This window comes from Pseudomonas sp. B13(2017), assembly GCF_002113245.1.
In the GTDB taxonomy this organism is placed as follows: domain Bacteria; phylum Pseudomonadota; class Gammaproteobacteria; order Pseudomonadales; family Pseudomonadaceae; genus Aquipseudomonas; species Aquipseudomonas putida_Z.
In genome coordinates, this window is record NZ_NEJX01000003.1 from 231,057 (window position 1) to 247,093 (window position 16,037).

General features: G+C 63.6%; 18 protein-coding genes. All 18 read right to left on the reverse strand.

Translation table 11 applies throughout. The features are described from left to right. Positions 1-204 precede the first annotated feature (204 nt). Positions 205-1,668 (reverse strand): ribosome biogenesis GTPase Der, encoded by a 1,464-nt coding sequence (der, locus tag CAG44_RS06275; protein WP_025337780.1) that lies wholly within the window; start codon positions 1,666-1,668, stop codon positions 205-207. A gap of 117 nt (positions 1,669-1,785) precedes the next feature. After that, positions 1,786-2,928: an outer membrane protein assembly factor BamB gene (bamB, locus tag CAG44_RS06280; RefSeq protein WP_025337779.1), complete on the reverse strand. Its 1,143-nt coding sequence runs from the start codon at positions 2,926-2,928 to the stop codon at positions 1,786-1,788. Continuing rightward, the gene (locus CAG44_RS06285) at positions 2,929-3,567 is read right to left on the reverse strand and encodes a tetratricopeptide repeat protein (protein ID WP_015269019.1); all 639 of its coding nucleotides are present in this window, start codon (positions 3,565-3,567) and stop codon (positions 2,929-2,931) included. A gap of 39 nt (positions 3,568-3,606) precedes the next feature. Beyond that, positions 3,607-4,896: a histidine--tRNA ligase gene (hisS, locus tag CAG44_RS06290; RefSeq protein WP_085691773.1), complete on the reverse strand. Its 1,290-nt coding sequence runs from the start codon at positions 4,894-4,896 to the stop codon at positions 3,607-3,609. A gap of 25 nt (positions 4,897-4,921) precedes the next feature. Next, the gene (gene ispG / locus CAG44_RS06295) at positions 4,922-6,031 is read right to left on the reverse strand and encodes a flavodoxin-dependent (E)-4-hydroxy-3-methylbut-2-enyl-diphosphate synthase (RefSeq protein ID WP_003257869.1); all 1,110 of its coding nucleotides are present in this window, start codon (positions 6,029-6,031) and stop codon (positions 4,922-4,924) included. A gap of 2 nt (positions 6,032-6,033) precedes the next feature. After that, entirely contained in the window at positions 6,034-7,083 is a 1,050-nt protein-coding gene (locus tag CAG44_RS06300) for a RodZ domain-containing protein (protein WP_085587446.1), read from the reverse strand. Continuing rightward, positions 7,080-7,841: a type IV pilus biogenesis/stability protein PilW gene (gene pilW, locus CAG44_RS06305; RefSeq protein WP_085691774.1), complete on the reverse strand. Its 762-nt coding sequence runs from the start codon at positions 7,839-7,841 to the stop codon at positions 7,080-7,082. The genes CAG44_RS06300 and pilW overlap by 4 nt, the downstream gene beginning before the upstream one ends. 14 nt (positions 7,842-7,855) lie before the next feature. Further along, on the reverse strand, positions 7,856-9,001 hold the full coding sequence (rlmN, locus tag CAG44_RS06310) for a 23S rRNA (adenine(2503)-C(2))-methyltransferase RlmN (RefSeq protein WP_075043830.1): 1,146 nt from the start codon (positions 8,999-9,001) through the stop codon (positions 7,856-7,858). 28 nt (positions 9,002-9,029) lie between these two features. Further along, positions 9,030-9,455, reverse strand: a complete 426-nt coding sequence (gene ndk / locus CAG44_RS06315; RefSeq protein ID WP_011532343.1) for a nucleoside-diphosphate kinase — start codon at positions 9,453-9,455, stop codon at positions 9,030-9,032. Between the two features lie 88 nt (positions 9,456-9,543). Beyond that, the gene (iscX, locus tag CAG44_RS06320; RefSeq protein WP_025337774.1) at positions 9,544-9,744 is read right to left on the reverse strand and encodes a Fe-S cluster assembly protein IscX; all 201 of its coding nucleotides are present in this window, start codon (positions 9,742-9,744) and stop codon (positions 9,544-9,546) included. Positions 9,745-9,754: 10 nt separating this feature from the next. Continuing rightward, positions 9,755-10,096: an ISC system 2Fe-2S type ferredoxin gene (fdx, locus tag CAG44_RS06325; RefSeq protein ID WP_025337773.1), complete on the reverse strand. Its 342-nt coding sequence runs from the start codon at positions 10,094-10,096 to the stop codon at positions 9,755-9,757. 3 nt (positions 10,097-10,099) lie between these two features. Beyond that, complete coding sequence (gene hscA / locus CAG44_RS06330; protein ID WP_085587444.1) at positions 10,100-11,962, reverse strand: Fe-S protein assembly chaperone HscA; 1,863 nt, start codon at positions 11,960-11,962, stop codon at positions 10,100-10,102. Between the two features lie 42 nt (positions 11,963-12,004). Continuing rightward, positions 12,005-12,526 carry a co-chaperone HscB gene (hscB, locus tag CAG44_RS06335; protein WP_015269012.1) on the reverse strand — a complete coding sequence of 174 codons (522 nt, stop codon included), beginning with the start codon at positions 12,524-12,526 and terminating at the stop codon, positions 12,005-12,007. Between the two features lie 8 nt (positions 12,527-12,534). Beyond that, positions 12,535-12,858: an iron-sulfur cluster assembly protein IscA gene (iscA, locus tag CAG44_RS06340; protein WP_003257854.1), complete on the reverse strand. Its 324-nt coding sequence runs from the start codon at positions 12,856-12,858 to the stop codon at positions 12,535-12,537. A 28-nt stretch (positions 12,859-12,886) separates the two neighbouring features. Then, entirely contained in the window at positions 12,887-13,273 is a 387-nt protein-coding gene (iscU, locus tag CAG44_RS06345; protein WP_003248539.1) for a Fe-S cluster assembly scaffold IscU, read from the reverse strand. Positions 13,274-13,319: 46 nt separating this feature from the next. Beyond that, the gene (locus CAG44_RS06350; protein ID WP_013971017.1) at positions 13,320-14,534 is read right to left on the reverse strand and encodes an IscS subfamily cysteine desulfurase; all 1,215 of its coding nucleotides are present in this window, start codon (positions 14,532-14,534) and stop codon (positions 13,320-13,322) included. Positions 14,535-14,580: 46 nt separating this feature from the next. Further along, a complete protein-coding gene (iscR, locus tag CAG44_RS06355) occupies positions 14,581-15,072 on the reverse strand; it encodes a Fe-S cluster assembly transcriptional regulator IscR (RefSeq protein WP_008092572.1) in 492 nt (163 codons plus the stop codon). A gap of 179 nt (positions 15,073-15,251) precedes the next feature. Then, complete coding sequence (cysE, locus tag CAG44_RS06360) at positions 15,252-16,037, reverse strand: serine O-acetyltransferase (RefSeq protein WP_025337771.1); 786 nt, start codon at positions 16,035-16,037, stop codon at positions 15,252-15,254.

Sequence of the window (16,037 nt, forward strand, 5' to 3'; positions counted from 1 at the left end):
TCTTTCCTGGGGTGTATCCGGCACGGGGTGGAGTCCGAGCATAGCGGATCGAGCGGTCAGGAAAAAGGTTGAAACAATAGGGAGATTTGCGCTGGATCAAAGGGCCTCTTCGCGGGTAAACCCGCTCCCACAGGTACTGCACAGAATTCGAAAACTGTGGAGACCTGTGGGAGCGGGCAAGCCCGCGAAGAAGCTGACGCGGAATCAGCGCTTGTCGCGGCGCTTCTTCTCGGCCTTCTTGTGGTGCGACATCAGGCGGCGCTTCTTGTTGACCTGGCGGTCGGTGAGGGTGTTCTTCTTGCCCTCGTACGGGTTCTCACCGCCCTTGTACTCGATGCGGATCGGCGTACCGACCAGCTTCAGTACGCGGCGGTAGGTGTTCTCCAGGTAACGCGAGTACGACTTCGGAATCTTGTCGGTCTGGTTGCCGTGGATCACGATCAGCGGCGGGTTGGCACCACCAAGGTGGGCATAGCGCAGCTTGATGCGGCGGCCGTTGACCAGCGGCGGCTGGTGCTCGCTCACGGCATCTTCGAGGATCTGCGTCAGGCGGCTGGTCGGCCAGCGGGTTACTGCCGACTTGAACGCGGCCTGCACCGACTTGTACAGGTGGCCCACGCCGGTGCCGTGCAGGGCGGAGATGAAGTGAATATCGGCGAAATCGACGAAGAACAGCCGGCGCTCCAGCTCGGTCTTCACGTAGTCACGCTCGCCCGGCTCCATGCCGTCCCACTTGTTCAGGGCGATGACGATGGCACGGCCGGCTTCCAGGGCGAAGCCCAGCAGGTTCAGGTCGTGGTCAACCACGCCTTCGCGGGCGTCCATGACGAAGATCACCACGTTGGCGTCCTTGATCGCCTGCAGCGTCTTCACCACCGAGAACTTCTCGACTTCCTCGTGGATCTTGCCGCGCTTGCGCACGCCGGCGGTGTCGATGAAGGTGTACTTCTCGTCATCGCGCTCGAACGGGATGTAGATACTGTCGCGGGTGGTGCCCGGCTGGTCGTACACCACCACGCGCTCTTCGCCGAGCATGCGGTTGACCAGGGTCGACTTGCCGACGTTGGGGCGGCCGATGATGGCGATCTTGATGCCATCCTTCTCGCTCGGGCCCGGGATGCGCACCGCTTCCTCGCCTTCGGCGACTTCGGCGTCCAGCGCTTCCTCGACCTGGTCGCGTGGCAGGTGGCCGAGCACGGCCTCCATCAGCGCATTGATGCCGCGGCCTTGGGAGCCGGCCACCGGGATGGCGTTGCCCATGCCCAGCGGCGAGAACTCGGCGCGTGCCACATCGGCATCGATGTTGTCGATCTTGTTGGCAACCAGGATCGCTTCCTTGTTCCGCTTGCGCAGGTGCTCGGCGATCATCTGGTCGGCAGCGGTCATGCCGGCACGGGCATCGACCAGGAACAGCACATAGTCGGCTTCTTCGATGGCCATGAGCGACTGCTCGGCCATTTTCTCGTCCATGCCCACTTCGTCACCGGTGATACCGCCGGTGTCGATCAGGATGAAGGAGCGACCCTGCCAGCTGGCATCACCATACTGGCGGTCACGGGTCAGGCCCGACAGGTCACCGACGATGGCATCGCGGGTCTTGGTCAGGCGGTTGAACATGGTGGATTTGCCGACGTTCGGGCGGCCCACCAGGGCGATTACGGGAACCATTCGGCTCTCCACTCTTGAATTCTTGAAAATGCAAAGGCCGCTGCAAGGCAGCGGCCGGAGTTCGGGCGGCGTGTCCTACGCCGCGGCTTGAAGCCCGCCAAGGCTTCAAGCATAGCTTCAGCGGATGGTCAGTGCCTCGAGCTTGCCGCTGTTGCCGAAGACGTAGATGGTGTCGCCGACCACAAGTGGGCGGGCACGCAGGCCATCACTGTCGATACGCTCACGGCCGACGAAGCGGCCATCGACCTGGCTCAGCAGGTGCAGGTAACCCTCGAAGTCGCCCACCGCCACGTAGCTGGAGAACACTTCAGGCGCGGTCAGCTGGCGACGAGCCATGGTGTCGTTGGTCCACAGGGCGCTGGACGAGCGCTCGTCGACGCTTTCGACAGTACCGGAAGCTTCGCTGACATAGACGTTACCGTAGCCCTGGGCGACACCCACGTAGCTGGAGGCATCACGCTGCCACAGCACGCGGCCGCTTTCCAGGTCCAGGCCCGCGACGCGGCCCTGGTAGGTGCTGACGTACAGGGTACCACCCGACAGCAGCAGGCCGCCGTCGATATCGACCACGCGGTCCAGCTCGGAACGGCCTTGCGGGATTGCCACACGGCTTTCCCACACCGGCACGCCGTTGTTGATATCTACCGCCACCACCTTGCCGGTGGACAGGCCGGCGACGGCCAGGCGGTTGGTGGCGATCGGCGCGCCGGTGCCACGCAGGGTCAGCACGGCCGGGGTGTTTTCGTAGATCCAGCGACGGTCGCCAGTGGCGGCATCCAGGCCGATCAGGCGATCGTCCTGGGTCTGCACCACCACCACCTCACCGTTGTTGGCAGGCGGGGCCAGCACTTCGCTGGTCACGCGGGAGCGCCAGCGCTCCTCACCGGTGCTGGAGTCCAGGGCGATGACTTCACCCTTGAGGGTACCGATCATGACCAGGCCGTAGCCCACGCCTACAGCGCCGGATACCGGCAGCTCGAGGTCCTTCTTCCACACCACGTCGCCGGTGATGCGGTCGAGGGCGAAGACTTCGCCGTTGACGTCGGAGGCGTAGATACGGTCGTTCTCGATGGCGGGTACCAGGGTGTTGTAGGTCTCGCCCTGGCCGTCACCGATCGAACGGCTCCACTGCTTCTTCAGCACCACTTCCTCGGTGAACTTGGTCAGCTCGGCCGGAGGCAGTTCCTTCTTGCTGTTGCTGCTGCAACCTGCGGCCAGTACGGCCAGGGTCAGCACTGCTGCATGTTTCCAACCGATCACTTACGCGTCCCCTTTGGCCAAGTCATCCAGCTTCAATTGCAGGCCACCGACCGCCGCCTCATCGGACAACGCAGCCTTGGCTTTCTCGTAAGCGCTGTGCGCGTCGTCGGCGCGACCCAGTTGCACCAGCAGGTCACCTTTCAACTCTTCGCGGCTGGCCAGGAAGGCTTTGTCGGCGTCGCCGTCGAGCAGCTTGAGGGCGTCCTCGGCCTTGTTCTGGGCGGCCAGCACACGAGCCAGGCGCTGACGCGAAATTTCGCCCAGGGTGGCATCGGCCGGCTTGTCCAGCACGCTCTTCAGCTCGGCAGCAGCGTCGTCGAGCTTGCCGGTCTCGACCGCGACCTTGGCCACGAACAGGCTGCCGTACTGGGCGTAGGCGGTACCGCCGAACTCGCTCTTGAGCTTGCCGGCCAGTTCCGCGACCTTGGTCGCGTCAGGCTGGCCAGTCGGCGTCAGGCTGGTCTCCAGCAAGGCCTGGTACAGCTGCGAGGCACCTTGCGACTGATTGTTCTGGTACTTGTGCCAGGTATTCCAGCCCAACACCACCACGCCAGCCAACAGGGCACCGGTCAGCAGCGGCTTGCCGTTGCGGTTCCACCAGTCCTTGACCCCTGCCAGTTCATCATCGGTACTCGACACCCCAATACTCCTTTTCGCCTATTCGCTTGTTGAACCGCGTTACGCCTGCGCGATCGCGGTTTCCAGGTGCTCAGCCAGAGCATCCCAGGCAATGTTCTGTTGTTCGCCCTGACCACGCAGGGGCTTGAAGCCGATCTCTTGCTTGGCCAGTTCGTCGTCGCCGAGGATCAGGGCGAACAGCGCGCCGCTCTTGTCGGCTTTCTTGAACTGGCTCTTGAAGCTGCCACCGCCGGCGTTGACTGCCAGGCGCAGGCCCGGCAGGCGGTCGCGCAGGCCTTCGGACAGGCGCAGGCCGGCCAGTTCCGCCTGTTCGCCAAAGGCGCACAGATAGACGTCGATCTGGCGGCTGATGGACTCGGGCACCTTGCCCAGGGTTTCCAGCAGCAGGATCAGGCGCTCGATGCCCATGGCGAAACCGACGCCCGGGGTCGGCTTGCCGCCCATCTGTTCGACCAGGCCGTCATAACGGCCGCCGGCGCAGACGGTGCCCTGGGCGCCGAGCTTGTCGGTTACCCACTCGAACACGGTCTTGCTGTAGTAGTCCAGGCCACGCACCAGCTTGGTGTTGATCACGAACGGAATGCCGGCAGCGTCCAGGCGGGCCTTGAGGCCCTCGAAGTGCACGCGCGACTCTTCGTCCAGGTAGTCTTCCAGCTTCGGCGCACCGACCAGCACCGCCTGGGTGTTCTGGTCCTTGCTGTCGAGGATGCGCAGCGGGTTGCTCTTCAGGCGGCGCTGGCTGTCTTCGTCCAGTTGCTCCAGGCGCGCCGAGAGGAACTCGACCAGCGCGTCACGGTAGCGTGCACGGGCTTCGCTGGTGCCCAGGCTGTTGAGTTCCAGCTTGACCGCGTCCCGGATGCCCAGCAGGCCCCACAGGCGCCAGGTCAGCATGATCAGCTCGGCGTCGATGTCCGGGCCGTCCAGGTTGAACACTTCCACGCCGATCTGGTGGAACTGGCGGTAGCGGCCCTTCTGCGGGCGCTCGTGGCGGAACATCTGGCCGATGTACCACAGTTTCTGCACCTGGCCGTTGCCGGTGATGCCATGTTCGAGCACGGCACGCACGCAGGCGGCGGTGCCTTCGGGGCGCAGGGTCAGCGAATCGCCGTTGCGGTCCTCGAAGGTGTACATCTCTTTTTCGACGATGTCGGTGACTTCACCGATGGAGCGCTTGAACAGCTCGGTGAACTCGACGATCGGCGTGCGGATCTGGCTGTACCCGTAGGTGTCCAGCAGGCCGGCCACGGTGCCTTCGAAGTAGCGCCACAGCGGCGACTGTTCTGGCAGGATGTCGTTCATGCCACGGATGGCTTGCAGCGATTTGCTCACGAAAAGTCCTTACGAAATCTGTGTATCAGCCACGGACGATCAGCGCCGCGTCGGCTTCGGCCTTTTCGGCCGCTTTCTGGCGGATGAGCTTTTCCAGTTCATCGACCAGGTTGTCATTGGTCAGCTTCTGCGCCGGCTTGCCGTCGATGTAGATCAGGTTCGGCGTGCCGCCGGTCAGCCCCACATGGGCCTCCTTGGCTTCGCCCGGGCCGTTGACCACGCAACCGATCACCGCCACGTCCAGCGGCACCAGCAGGTCTTCCAGGCGCCCTTCCAGCTCGTTCATGGTCTTGACCACATCGAAGTTCTGCCGCGAGCAGCTCGGGCAGGCGATGAAGTTGATGCCGCGCGAGCGCAGGTGCAGCGACTTGAGGATGTCGTAGCCGACTTTCACTTCTTCGACCGGGTCGGCCGCCAGCGAGATACGGATGGTATCGCCAATGCCTTCGGCCAGCAGCATACCGAGGCCGACAGCGGATTTCACCGTCCCCGAACGCAGGCCACCGGCTTCGGTGATGCCCAGGTGCAGCGGCTGCACGATCTGCTTGGCCAGCAGGCGGTAGGCTTCGACGGCCATGAACACATCGGAGGCCTTGACGCTGACCTTGAAGTCCTGGAAGTCCAGGCGGTCGAGGTGCTCGACGTGGCGCAGGGCCGACTCGACCAGCGCCGCCGGGGTCGGTTCGCCGTACTTCTTCTGCAGGTCTTTTTCCAGGGAGCCGGCATTGACGCCGATACGGATCGGGATGCCCCGGTCGCGGGCGGCATCGACCACCGCGCGCACGCGGTCTTCACGGCCGATGTTGCCCGGGTTGATACGCAGGCAGTCCACGCCCAGTTCGGCCACGCGCAGGGCGATCTTGTAGTCGAAGTGGATGTCGGCAACCAGCGGCACGCTGACCTGCTGCTTGATGCGGCCGAACGCCTCGGCGGCGTCCATGTCCGGCACCGAGACGCGCACGATGTCCACGCCGGCATCGACCAGGCGCTGGATTTGCGCCACGGTGGCGGCCACATCGTTGGTGTCGGTGTTGGTCATGCTCTGCACCGCGATGGGGGCATCACCACCCACCGGCACATTGCCGACCCAGATTTTGCGGGATTCGCGACGTTTGATCGGAGATTCGCCGTGCATGATTACTGTCCCAACTTCAGGCGAGCGGTCTCGCCACTGGTGAACGGGGCAACATCGACGGCCTGGCCGTTGTAGCTGACCTGGGCGCCACGGGCAAAGCCCAGGCGTACCGAGAACGGCGGCTTGCCGGTCAGCTCGAGGTTGTCCCCCTTGCGCTTGATGGCGCTGAACAGCACCTTGCCGTTGCCGTCGGTGACCTGGGTCCAGCAATCGGCGACGAACTGGATGGCGACCTTGGCGCTGCCAGCCGGCACTGCGGCGGGGGCGGCAGGCTCGGCAGCGGCCACGGCTGCTACCGACGTAGCAGGTGCAACAGCCGCCGGAGCCGGGGCAACCGGTGCTACCGGCGCAGGCGCGGCAGCAGGGGCGGCGACGACCGGTGGCACAGGCGCCTGCTGGGCCGGTGCCGGCACTGCGGCAGCGGTAGCAGCAGGTGCCGGGCTTGCCGGTGCCTGTTCGGCGGCGGCAGGCTGCTCGGCAGCGCCCTGCTCCAGCGGCAGCGGCGCGCTCTCGGGCTGCTGCCCAGCGGAAACAGCCTGGTCTTCAGGCTCATCGAGCGGGTGAATCTGGGTGGTACCGTCGGCGCTTTCGACTTCGACGTGCTCCAGGGCGATCTTGGCCAGGTCTTTGCCACGCAGGCTGCCCTGGTCCTGCCACCAGACGAAGCCGCCACCGACCACGGCCACCAGCAGCAGCAGGCTGACGCCGCGCAGGATATTGTGAGACAGGCGCACCGGCTCTTCGATACGGCCCAGCGAGTGCACGTCGCTGCCTTTGGCGTGGGTGCCGGTGTAACGGTCGAAGGCCTCCACCAGGGCAGCCTGGTCCAGGTCCATCAGCTTGGCATAGGCGCGGATATAACCACGGGCGAAGGTATGCCCCGGCAGCTTGTCGAAGGCGCCGGTTTCCACGTGGTTCAACGAACTGACAGTGAGGTTGAGCTTGCGGGCCACCTCGGCTTGTGACCAGTCCCGGTTCTCACGGGCCTGACGCAAAAGCTCACCGGGGTTCTGGCCAGGCGCTACTGCTACTTCGGGATGCGCGGCTTTCATCGTTGCTCCGACAGGTATTGCTGATATTCCGGCGTACCGGGATAAAGTCGTTGTAATTGCTGGCCCAGCTCGGCCAGTGTGCCCTGCTCGTCGAATACCCTGGCAAGGCGGCTGCCCAGCAGCAGGCTACGGGCATCGTGGTCGCTCAACTGGCTGAAACGATCGTAGTAGTCCCGGGCCGGCACATAATGCCTGTTTTCGTAGGACAACTCAGCCATTTCCAGCAACGCTTTCGGTTGCCGCTGGTTGAGTTGCAAAGCTTTCAGCAGATACGCATGTGCCTGGTCGCGGCGCTCGAGCTTCAGAGCGGTCAGGCCCAGGTTCTCGTACACGCGTGAGCGCTCAGGATACAGGGTATCGGCGCTTGCCAGGCGAAACATCTGCTCGGCCTCGGCAAATCGGCCCTGAGCATAAAGGAAACTGCCGTAATTGTTGCGAATTCGCGTGTCGCCCGTGCGTGCCTGCAGCGCCTTGCGAAAGTGCGCTTCGGCCAGCGCCGGCTCGCCTTCGGCCTGGAAGACCAGCGCCAGGGCGGCGTGTGCATCGGCATCACCGCCATCCAGGGCCAGGGCCTTGCCCAGCGGCGCCTTGGCCTGCTCGGTCAAACCCTGTTGCAAATAACCCAGCCCAAGCTGCACATAGGCCCGCCCCGCCTCTGCCCTGCCCTGGCGGCTGGCCAGGGGGTCGCTCGCGCCGCCCGACACGCAGCCGGCCAGCAGCGAAAGCGCAAGGATCGACAGCGCGGCGCGCAGGCTCATGGGCAAGGTCCCGGTCAGTGGCTGGCGGGGCTGTCTTGCAGCTCGGCGTCCGCGGACAGCTGGCGCACAGCGATGTAGCGCTCGCTGCGGCGGGTGCGGTCGTTGACCTGGCCGACCAGCTGACCACAGGCAGCGTCGATGTCATCACCACGGGTGGTGCGGGTGGTGACGTTGAAGCCACCGTGGTGCAACAGGTCCTGGAAGCGGCGGATGGCGTTGTTGCTCGGCCGCTCGTAGCCGGAGTGCGGGAACGGGTTGAACGGGATCAGGTTGATCTTGCATGGCACATCGCGCAGCAGCTCGATCATTTGCGCAGCATGCTCCGGCTGGTCGTTTACATCCTTGAGCAAGGTGTACTCGATGGTCAGCACGCGCTTGCCACCCAGGGTGGACATGTAGCCCATGCACGATTCCAGCAGCATCTTCAGCGGGTACTTCTTGTTGATCGGTACCAGCTTGTTGCGCAGTTCGTCGTTCGGTGCGTGCAGCGACAGGGCCAGCGACACGTCGATGTGCTTGGCCAGCTCGTCGATCATCGGCACCACGCCCGAGGTGGACAGGGTGACGCGACGCTTGGAAATGCCATAGCCCAGATCTTCCATCATGATCTTCATGGCGGCGATGACATTGTCGAAATTCAGCAGGGGTTCGCCCATGCCCATCATGACCACGTTGGTAATGGCGCGGTCGATCTTGGCCGGAACGGTCCCGAAGGATTTGTTGGCAAGCCACACCTGGCCGATCACTTCGGCGGCGGTGAGGTTGCTGTTGAAGCCTTGCTTGCCGGTGGAGCAGAAGCTGCAGTCCAGGGCACAGCCGGCTTGCGACGACACGCACAGGGTGCCGCGATCGTCGGTGGGGATGTAGACGGTCTCGACGCAGCTGCCGGAGGCAACGCGGACCACCCACTTGCGGGTACCGTCGGCGGAAATGTCTTCACTGACCACTTCCGGGCCCCGAATCTCGGCAACGGCCTCGAGCTTTTCGCGCAAGACTTTGCCGACGTTCGTCATGGCGGCGAAATCATCGACGCCAAAATGGTGAATCCATTTCATCACCTGACCGGCGCGGAAGCGCTTCTCCCCGATAGAGTCGAAGAATTGTTCCATTTCCGGCAGGGTCAGACCCAGCAGGTTGATTTTGCCAGTAGATGTCGTCATGGATTCACCCTCACCCGTAAGCTTTCGCTTAGCGAGTGGTTACCTCGGTAGCAGCGAAGAAGTAAGCGATTTCGCGAGCAGCAGCAGCTTCGGAGTCCGAACCGTGAACGGCGTTGGCGTCGATCGACTCGGCGAAGTCAGCACGGATGGTGCCTGGAGCAGCTTCTTTAGGGTTGGTAGCGCCCATCAGCTCACGGTTCAGAGCGATGGCGTTTTCGCCTTCCAGAACCTGAACAACGACCGGGCCGGAAGTCATGAAGGCAACCAGGTCACCGAAGAAGCCACGAGCGCTGTGCTCGGCGTAGAAGCCTTCGGCTTCGGCTTTGGACAGTTGCTTGATTTTCGAGGCAACGATTTTCAGGCCGGCTTCTTCGAAGCGAGTGGTGATCTTGCCGATGACGTTTTTGGCAACGGCGTCAGGCTTGATGATCGAGAAAGTACGTTGAACAGCCATGGAAAACTCCAGAATATGAGTGTTACGAAAAATTAAACCCGCGAATTATACGCGGGTTCCGGGGGATTGCCTAACCTGCAGATGACGCTTAGTCGGCTTCGTCGATCCAGGCGGCCTGGATTGCCTCGAGCACCTTCTCACCGCCGCGTGACGGATCGTCGCTGAATTCTGGCAATGCCAGCACCCAGCTGTGCAGGTCGACGAAATTCACATAACGAGGATCGACTTCCGGCTTGCTTTCTGCAAGCTGGATGGCGATCTCAAGTACATCAATCCATTTCAGGCTCATGGGGCAAACCTCAGTGCGGCGCTTCGGCGGCGTGGTTGAGCGAATACTTGGGGATCTCGATGACCAGGTCCTGGTCAGCGACGACCACCTGGCAGCCGAGGCGCGATTGAGCCTCCAGGCCCCAGGCCTTGTCCAGCATGTCCTCTTCCAGCTCGTCGGCTTCTTCGAGCGAGTCGAAGCCCTTGCGCACGATGCAGTGGCAAGTGGTGCAGGCCTTGACGCCGCCGCAGGCGCTTTCCATCTCGATGTGATGGTCGTGGGCCAGCTCCAGGATGTTGGTCCCGGGCTCGACTTCCACGGTCAGCCCCTCGGGGCAGAACTTCTCGTGCGGCAGGAATGTCACCAGCGGCATCGGTTACTCCTCGATCTCATTCAGGTTGCGCCCGGCCAGTGCGGCTTTGACCGTCGAATCAAGGCGACGGGCGGCAAATGCGTCGGTCACCTGCGACAGACGCTTGGTCTGTTGCTCGATGGCTGCGCCATCGGTGCCGGCCAGCAAATCACGTAGTTCTTGCATCTGGAATTCGATGGCGTCGCGCTCGTCACTGCTGAGCAGGCGCTCGCCGTCGGCGTCCAGGGCGCCCTGTACCGCTTCGAGCAGGCGCTCGCCGTCCACCTGGTGCTCGCGCAGCTGGCGGGCCTGCTTGTCGGAACCTGCGTGTTCGAAGGAATCCTTGAGCATGCGGGCGATTTCGCCGTCGGTCAGGCCGTAGGACGGCTTGACCTGGATGCTGGCTTCCACGCCCGAGCCCAGTTCGCGGGCGGCGACGCTGAGCAGGCCGTCGGCGTCGACCTGGAAGGTGACGCGGATTTTTGCCGCACCGGCGACCATGGCCGGGATGCCACGCAGCTCGAAGCGCGCCAGCGAGCGGCAATCGCTGATCAGCTCGCGCTCGCCCTGCAGCACATGGATCATCATGGCCGACTGGCCATCTTTATAGGTGGTGAATTCCTGGGCACGCGCCACCGGGATGGTGGTGTTGCGCGGGATCACCTTCTCCATCAGCCCGCCCATGGTCTCGAGGCCAAGCGACAGCGGGATGACATCCAACAGCAGCAGTTCGCCACCTTCGCGGCGGTTGCCGGCCAATGTATCGGCCTGGATGGCGGCACCGATGGCCACCACCTGGTCAGGGTCGATCGAGGTCAGCGGGGTGCGGCCGAACAGTGCTCCGACGGCTTCACGCACACGCGGTACGCGGGTCGAACCACCGACCATGACCACGGCGCTGACTTCTTCCAGCTCGATACCGCTGTCACGCACGGCGCGACGGCAGGCCTTGAGGCTGCGGGCAACCATGGGCTCGATCATGGCTTCGAAGCCGGCGCGGCTCAGCTCGCCCTGCCAGGTGCCATGGCTGACGCTGACCACGTCGGCGTCGGTCAGGGCTTCCTTGGCGGCGCAGGCGGCCTGCAACAGCGCGCGCTGGGTGGCCGGGTCCAGGTCGGACGACAGCCCGGCCTGCTCGATGATCCAGCCAGCGATGGCGTGGTCGAAGTCGTCACCACCCAGGGCGGTATCGCCACCGGTGGCCAGCACTTCGAATACGCCGGCAGTCAGGCGCAGGATGGAAATGTCGAAGGTACCGCCGCCCAGGTCATAGATGGCCACCACGCCTTCGGCGTTCTGGTCGAGGCCATAGGCCACGGCAGCGGCGGTCGGCTCGTTGAGCAGACGCAGCACGTTCAGGCCGGCCAGGCGCGCAGCGTCCTTGGTGGCCTGGCGCTGGGCATCGTCGAAATAGGCCGGCACGGTGATCACCGCACCCACCAGCTCACCACCGAGGGTGGCTTCGGCACGCTCGCGCAGCACCTTGAGGATATCGGCGGACACTTCCACCGGGCTTTTCGGCCCCTGCACGGTGTCGATGAACGGCATGTGCGACTCACCGCCAACGAAGCGGTACGGCAGCTGCTCGCCCAGTTGCTTGACGTCGGCCAGGCCGCGCCCCATCAGGCGCTTGACCGACAGCACGGTGTTCAGCGGGTCGCTGGAAGCGGCATCGCGTGCAGCCTGCCCCACTTCGTTGCGCCTTTCGAGGTAGCGCACCGCGGACGGCAGAATGACATTGCCCTGCGCGTCGGGCAGGGGCTCGCTACGGCCGCTGCGCAGTGCGGCGACCAGGGAGTTGGTGGTACCCAGGTCGATCCCCACCGCCAGGCGGCGCTGATGCGGCTGAGGGCTTTGACCGGGTTCGGCAATCTGCAGTAGGGCCATGCTTATCTGAATACCTTAGGTGCCATCACGGGCAGCACCGGGTTAATCGTCGAGGCGCTCTTCCAGTTGGCGCACTTCTTGGGCGAGCTTGTCGAGGAACTGCATGCGGCGCATCAGGCGTTCGGCCTTGTCGCGCTCGCCTGGGGCGTCCCAGCAGGCGGCAAAGTCCTCGTTCAGCGTGTCCTGGGCGACCTTCAGGCGCTTCTTGAACACGGCCACGCCATCGAGGTCGGCTTCGTCCTGCAGTTCTTCGAGCTCTTCACGCCACTGCATCTGCTGCAACAGGAAGTCAGGGTCGTGGACCGTGACTTCCTGAGGCACTTCGTGGCCGCCGATGGCCAGCAGGTAGCGGGCGCGACGCGGCGCACTGCGCAGTGTCTGGTAGGCGTCGTTGAGGGCCGCGGACTTTTCCAGCGCCACGCGCTGCTCGCGCTCGGAGGCGTCGGCAAAGCGGTCGGGATGGACTTCGCGGGCCAGCTCGCGATAGCGAGTGGCCAGCTTGTCGAGATCCAGGCGGAAGCTTGGCTGGAGGTCAAACAATGCGAAATGACAAGGAGTACCCACAGCCAGCCTCAAACGTTGAAGCTTTCGCCGCAGCCACACTCACCGCGCACGTTGGGGTTATTGAACTTGAAGCCTTCGTTCAACCCTTCCTTGACGAAGTCCAGTTCGGTGCCATCGAGGTAGACCAGGCTCTTGGGATCGATGATCACCTTGACGCCATGGTTCTCGAACACCTGGTCTTCGTCCGCCAGCTCGTCGACGAACTCCAGCACGTAGGCCAGGCCCGAGCAACCGGTGGTGCGCACGCCCAGGCGAATGCCTTCGCCCTTGCCGCGCCCTTCCAGGGAACGCCGCACGTGGTTGGCGGCGGCTTCTGTCATGCTGATAGCCATCAGGACTCCTTACCTCGCAACAGGCGACTTAGATCAAGCCTTTCTTCTGCTTGTAATCGCGTACGGCTGCCTTGATGGCATCTTCGGCGAGTACCGAGCAGTGGATCTTGACCGGCGGCAACGCCAGTTCTTCGGCCAGCTGGGTGTTCTTGATGGTTTCGGCTTCGTCCAGGGTCTTGCCCTTCATCCACTCGGTGGCGAGGGAGCTGGAAGCGATGGCCGAACCGCAGCCGTAGGTCTTGAACTTGGCGTCTTCGATCACGCCCTGCTCGTTGACCTTGATCTGCAGGCGCATCACGTCACCGCAGGCCGGCGCGCCGACCATGCCGGTACCGACGTCCGGGTCTTCGGCGTTCATCTTGCCGACGTTGCGCGGGTTTTCGTAGTGGTCGATGACCTTTTCACTGTATGCCATGGTGCAATTCCTTCCTCATCAGGGAGCCGCTCTTGCCGGCGACTGCTTAGTGGGCGGCCCACTCGATCTTGGAGATGTCAACGCCGTCTTTGTACATGTCCCACAGCGGCGACAGCTCACGCAGTTTGTTCACGGCCTCGCAGACTTTCTGCGCGGCGTAGTCGACTTCTTCTTCGGTGGTGAAGCGGCCGAAGGAGAAGCGGATCGAGCTGTGCGCCAGCTCGTCGTTGCGGCCCAGGGCGCGCAATACGTAGGACGGCTCGAGCGACGCGGAGGTGCAGGCCGAACCGGACGATACGGCAATGTCCTTCAGCGACATCAGCAGCGATTCGCCTTCGACGTAGTTGAAGCTCAGGTTCAGGTTGTGTGGTACGCGGGCAGTCTTGCTGCCGTTGACGTACAGCTCTTCGAGGTCCGAGACCTGCTTGAAGAAGCGGTCGCTCAGGGCCTTGATGCGTACGTTTTCCGCGGCCATTTCCTGCTTGGCGATGGCGAAGGCCTCGCCCATGCCGACGATCTGGTGGGTCGGCAGGGTGCCCGAACGCATGCCGCGCTCATGGCCACCGCCGTGAATGATGGCTTCCAGGCGTACACGCGGCTTGCGGCTGACGTACAGCGCGCCGATGCCTTTCGGGCCGTAGACCTTGTGCGCCGAGAACGACATCAGGTCGACCTTCAGCTTTTGCAGGTCGATTTCGACCTTGCCGGCCGACTGCGCGGCGTCAACGTGGAACAGCACACCGCGCGAGCGGGTCAGTTCACCGATGGCGGCGATATCGTTGATCGAGCCGACTTCGTTGTTCACGTGCATCAGCGAAACCAGGATGGTGTCGTCGCGCAGCGCCGCCTCGACCATGGCCGGGGTGACGATGCCGTCTTCGCCTGGCTCGAGGTAAGTGACTTCGAAACCTTCACGCTCCAGCTGGCGAGCGGTATCCAGGACCGCCTTGTGCTCGATCTTGGAGGTGATGATGTGCTTGCCCTTGGTCTGATAGAAGTGCGCGACGCCCTTGAGTGCGAGGTTGTCGGACTCGGTGGCACCGCTGGTCCAGACGATTTCGCGCGGATCGGCGTTGATCAGTTCGGCAACCTGGCGACGACCGTTCTCGACCGCTTCCTCGGCTTTCCAGCCAAAGACGTGGGAGCGCGAAGCCGGGTTACCGAAGTTCCCGTCGACCAGCAGGCAGTCGGCCATCTTCTGGGCCACGCGTGGGTCGACCGGAGTGGTCGCGGAGTAATCGAGGTAGATCGGCAACTTCATTTGTCTCTCCTATCAGGCGGTGGCGTCGCTCGTCGTCCCGGTGGGATCAATCGACGGCGGACGTCTCAATCTTGTCCAGCTGGGCGGTTCGGCCTGCGACACGACGCAGGTCCTGACGCTGGGCGACTTCCTGCACCTCACGGCGCATGACGAGGTCGGCCAGGCTTATACCGCTGAGGAATTCATGGATCTGCTGGCTGAGGTCGCACCACAGGTGGTGGGTCAGGCAGGTGTCACCGGCATGGCAGTCCCCGAGGCCCTGGCAACGGGTGGCATCGACCGATTCGTTGACCGCATCGATGACCTGGGCCACCTGGATGGTTTCCATGCCCCGCGACAGCTGGTAGCCACCGCCTGGACCACGCACGCTGGAGACCAGGCTGCTGCGGCGCAGCTTGGCGAACAGCTGTTCCAGATAAGAGAGGGAAATGCCCTGGCGCTCGGAAATGTCGGCCAAAGACACCGGCCCATGCTGCGCGTGCAACGCCAGGTCGAGCATGGCGGTCACGGCGTATCGGCCTTTGGTAGTCAGTCGCATGGCTATTGGGTACCACGGGAGTTACAGGATGTGAGCGAGTATGCGATTCCCGAGCATTTAAGTCAACTATTAGACCTAGTGCTTTAGTCGGGTTTGCATCGGGGAGGCGGGCGCGATTGTAGCAGACAGGGGGCGTGAGCACACGCCCCGTATGTCACCATGATTTCAGCGCGGCGCAATCAATGCGACTGAGTGTCGCGCTGAGCCACCTGGGCAACTTCCGTGAAGTCATCTTCCGGCAGGGCTGGCAGTTCCTTGGCGCAGTAATCGCTGCCCATCTTGGTCAGGGCACCGCACATGCCCTCCAGCCGCTCGTCGACTGCCTGCAGGTGGTCGAGCATCTGGCCGATGGCACGGGCCACCGGATCGGGCATGTCGCCACTGACACCATAGGCATCGAAGCCGATCTTCTCGGCCATGGCCTTGCGCTTGGCCTCGACCTCATTGTCTTCGCTCTTGACGATGATGCGCCCAGGGATGCCGACCGCGGTGGCGCCGGGCGGCACTGCCTTGGTCACCACCGCATTGGAACCGATCTTGGCCCCGGCACCGACGGTGAACGGGCCCAGCACCTTGGCCCCCGCCCCTACCACCACGCCGTTTTCCAGGGTGGGGTGGCGCTTGCCTTTGTTCCAGCTGGTGCCGCCCAGGGTCACGCCCTGGTAAAGGGTGACATCGTCGCCGATCTCGGCGGTTTCGCCGATGACGATGCCCATGCCGTGGTCGATGAAGAAGCGCCGGCCGATGGTGGCGCCGGGGTGGATCTCGATGCCGGTCAGCCAGCGACCGAAGTTGGACACCAGGCGGGCCAGCCACTTGAAATCACGCTTCCACAGGGCATTGCCCAGGCGGTGCAGCCAGATGGCGTGCATGCCCGGGTAGCAGGTCAGCACCTCGAAGGCGTTGCGTGCAGCCGGGTCACGGTGGAATACGCTTTGAATATCTTCACGCAGGCGTTCGAACAT

What these genes read in the sequence shown, in the direction of transcription:
- fdx (WP_025337773.1), bottom strand. Translation starts at nt 10,096, where the DNA reads ATGCCGCTGGTGACATTCCTGCCGCACGAGAAGTTCTGCCCCGAGGGG.
- ndk (WP_011532343.1), bottom strand. Translation starts at nt 9,455, where the DNA reads ATGGCTGTTCAACGTACTTTCTCGATCATCAAGCCTGACGCCGTTGCC.
- iscR (WP_008092572.1), bottom strand. Translation starts at nt 15,072, where the DNA reads ATGCGACTGACTACCAAAGGCCGATACGCCGTGACCGCCATGCTCGAC.
- ispG (WP_003257869.1), bottom strand. Translation starts at nt 6,031, where the DNA reads ATGCACGGCGAATCTCCGATCAAACGTCGCGAATCCCGCAAAATCTGG.
- iscA (WP_003257854.1), bottom strand. Translation starts at nt 12,858, where the DNA reads ATGGCTATCAGCATGACAGAAGCCGCCGCCAACCACGTGCGGCGTTCC.
- hscA (WP_085587444.1), bottom strand. Translation starts at nt 11,962, where the DNA reads ATGGCCCTACTGCAGATTGCCGAACCCGGTCAAAGCCCTCAGCCGCAT.
- iscX (WP_025337774.1), bottom strand. Translation starts at nt 9,744, where the DNA reads ATGAGCCTGAAATGGATTGATGTACTTGAGATCGCCATCCAGCTTGCA.
- rlmN (WP_075043830.1), bottom strand. Translation starts at nt 9,001, where the DNA reads ATGACGACATCTACTGGCAAAATCAACCTGCTGGGTCTGACCCTGCCG.
- iscU (WP_003248539.1), bottom strand. Translation starts at nt 13,273, where the DNA reads ATGGCATACAGTGAAAAGGTCATCGACCACTACGAAAACCCGCGCAAC.
- cysE (WP_025337771.1), bottom strand. Translation starts at nt 16,037, where the DNA reads ATGTTCGAACGCCTGCGTGAAGATATTCAAAGCGTATTCCACCGTGAC.
- CAG44_RS06350 (WP_013971017.1), bottom strand. Translation starts at nt 14,534, where the DNA reads ATGAAGTTGCCGATCTACCTCGATTACTCCGCGACCACTCCGGTCGAC.
- CAG44_RS06300 (WP_085587446.1), bottom strand. Translation starts at nt 7,083, where the DNA reads ATGAAAGCCGCGCATCCCGAAGTAGCAGTAGCGCCTGGCCAGAACCCC.
- pilW (WP_085691774.1), bottom strand. Translation starts at nt 7,841, where the DNA reads ATGAGCCTGCGCGCCGCGCTGTCGATCCTTGCGCTTTCGCTGCTGGCC.
- der (WP_025337780.1), bottom strand. Translation starts at nt 1,668, where the DNA reads ATGGTTCCCGTAATCGCCCTGGTGGGCCGCCCGAACGTCGGCAAATCC.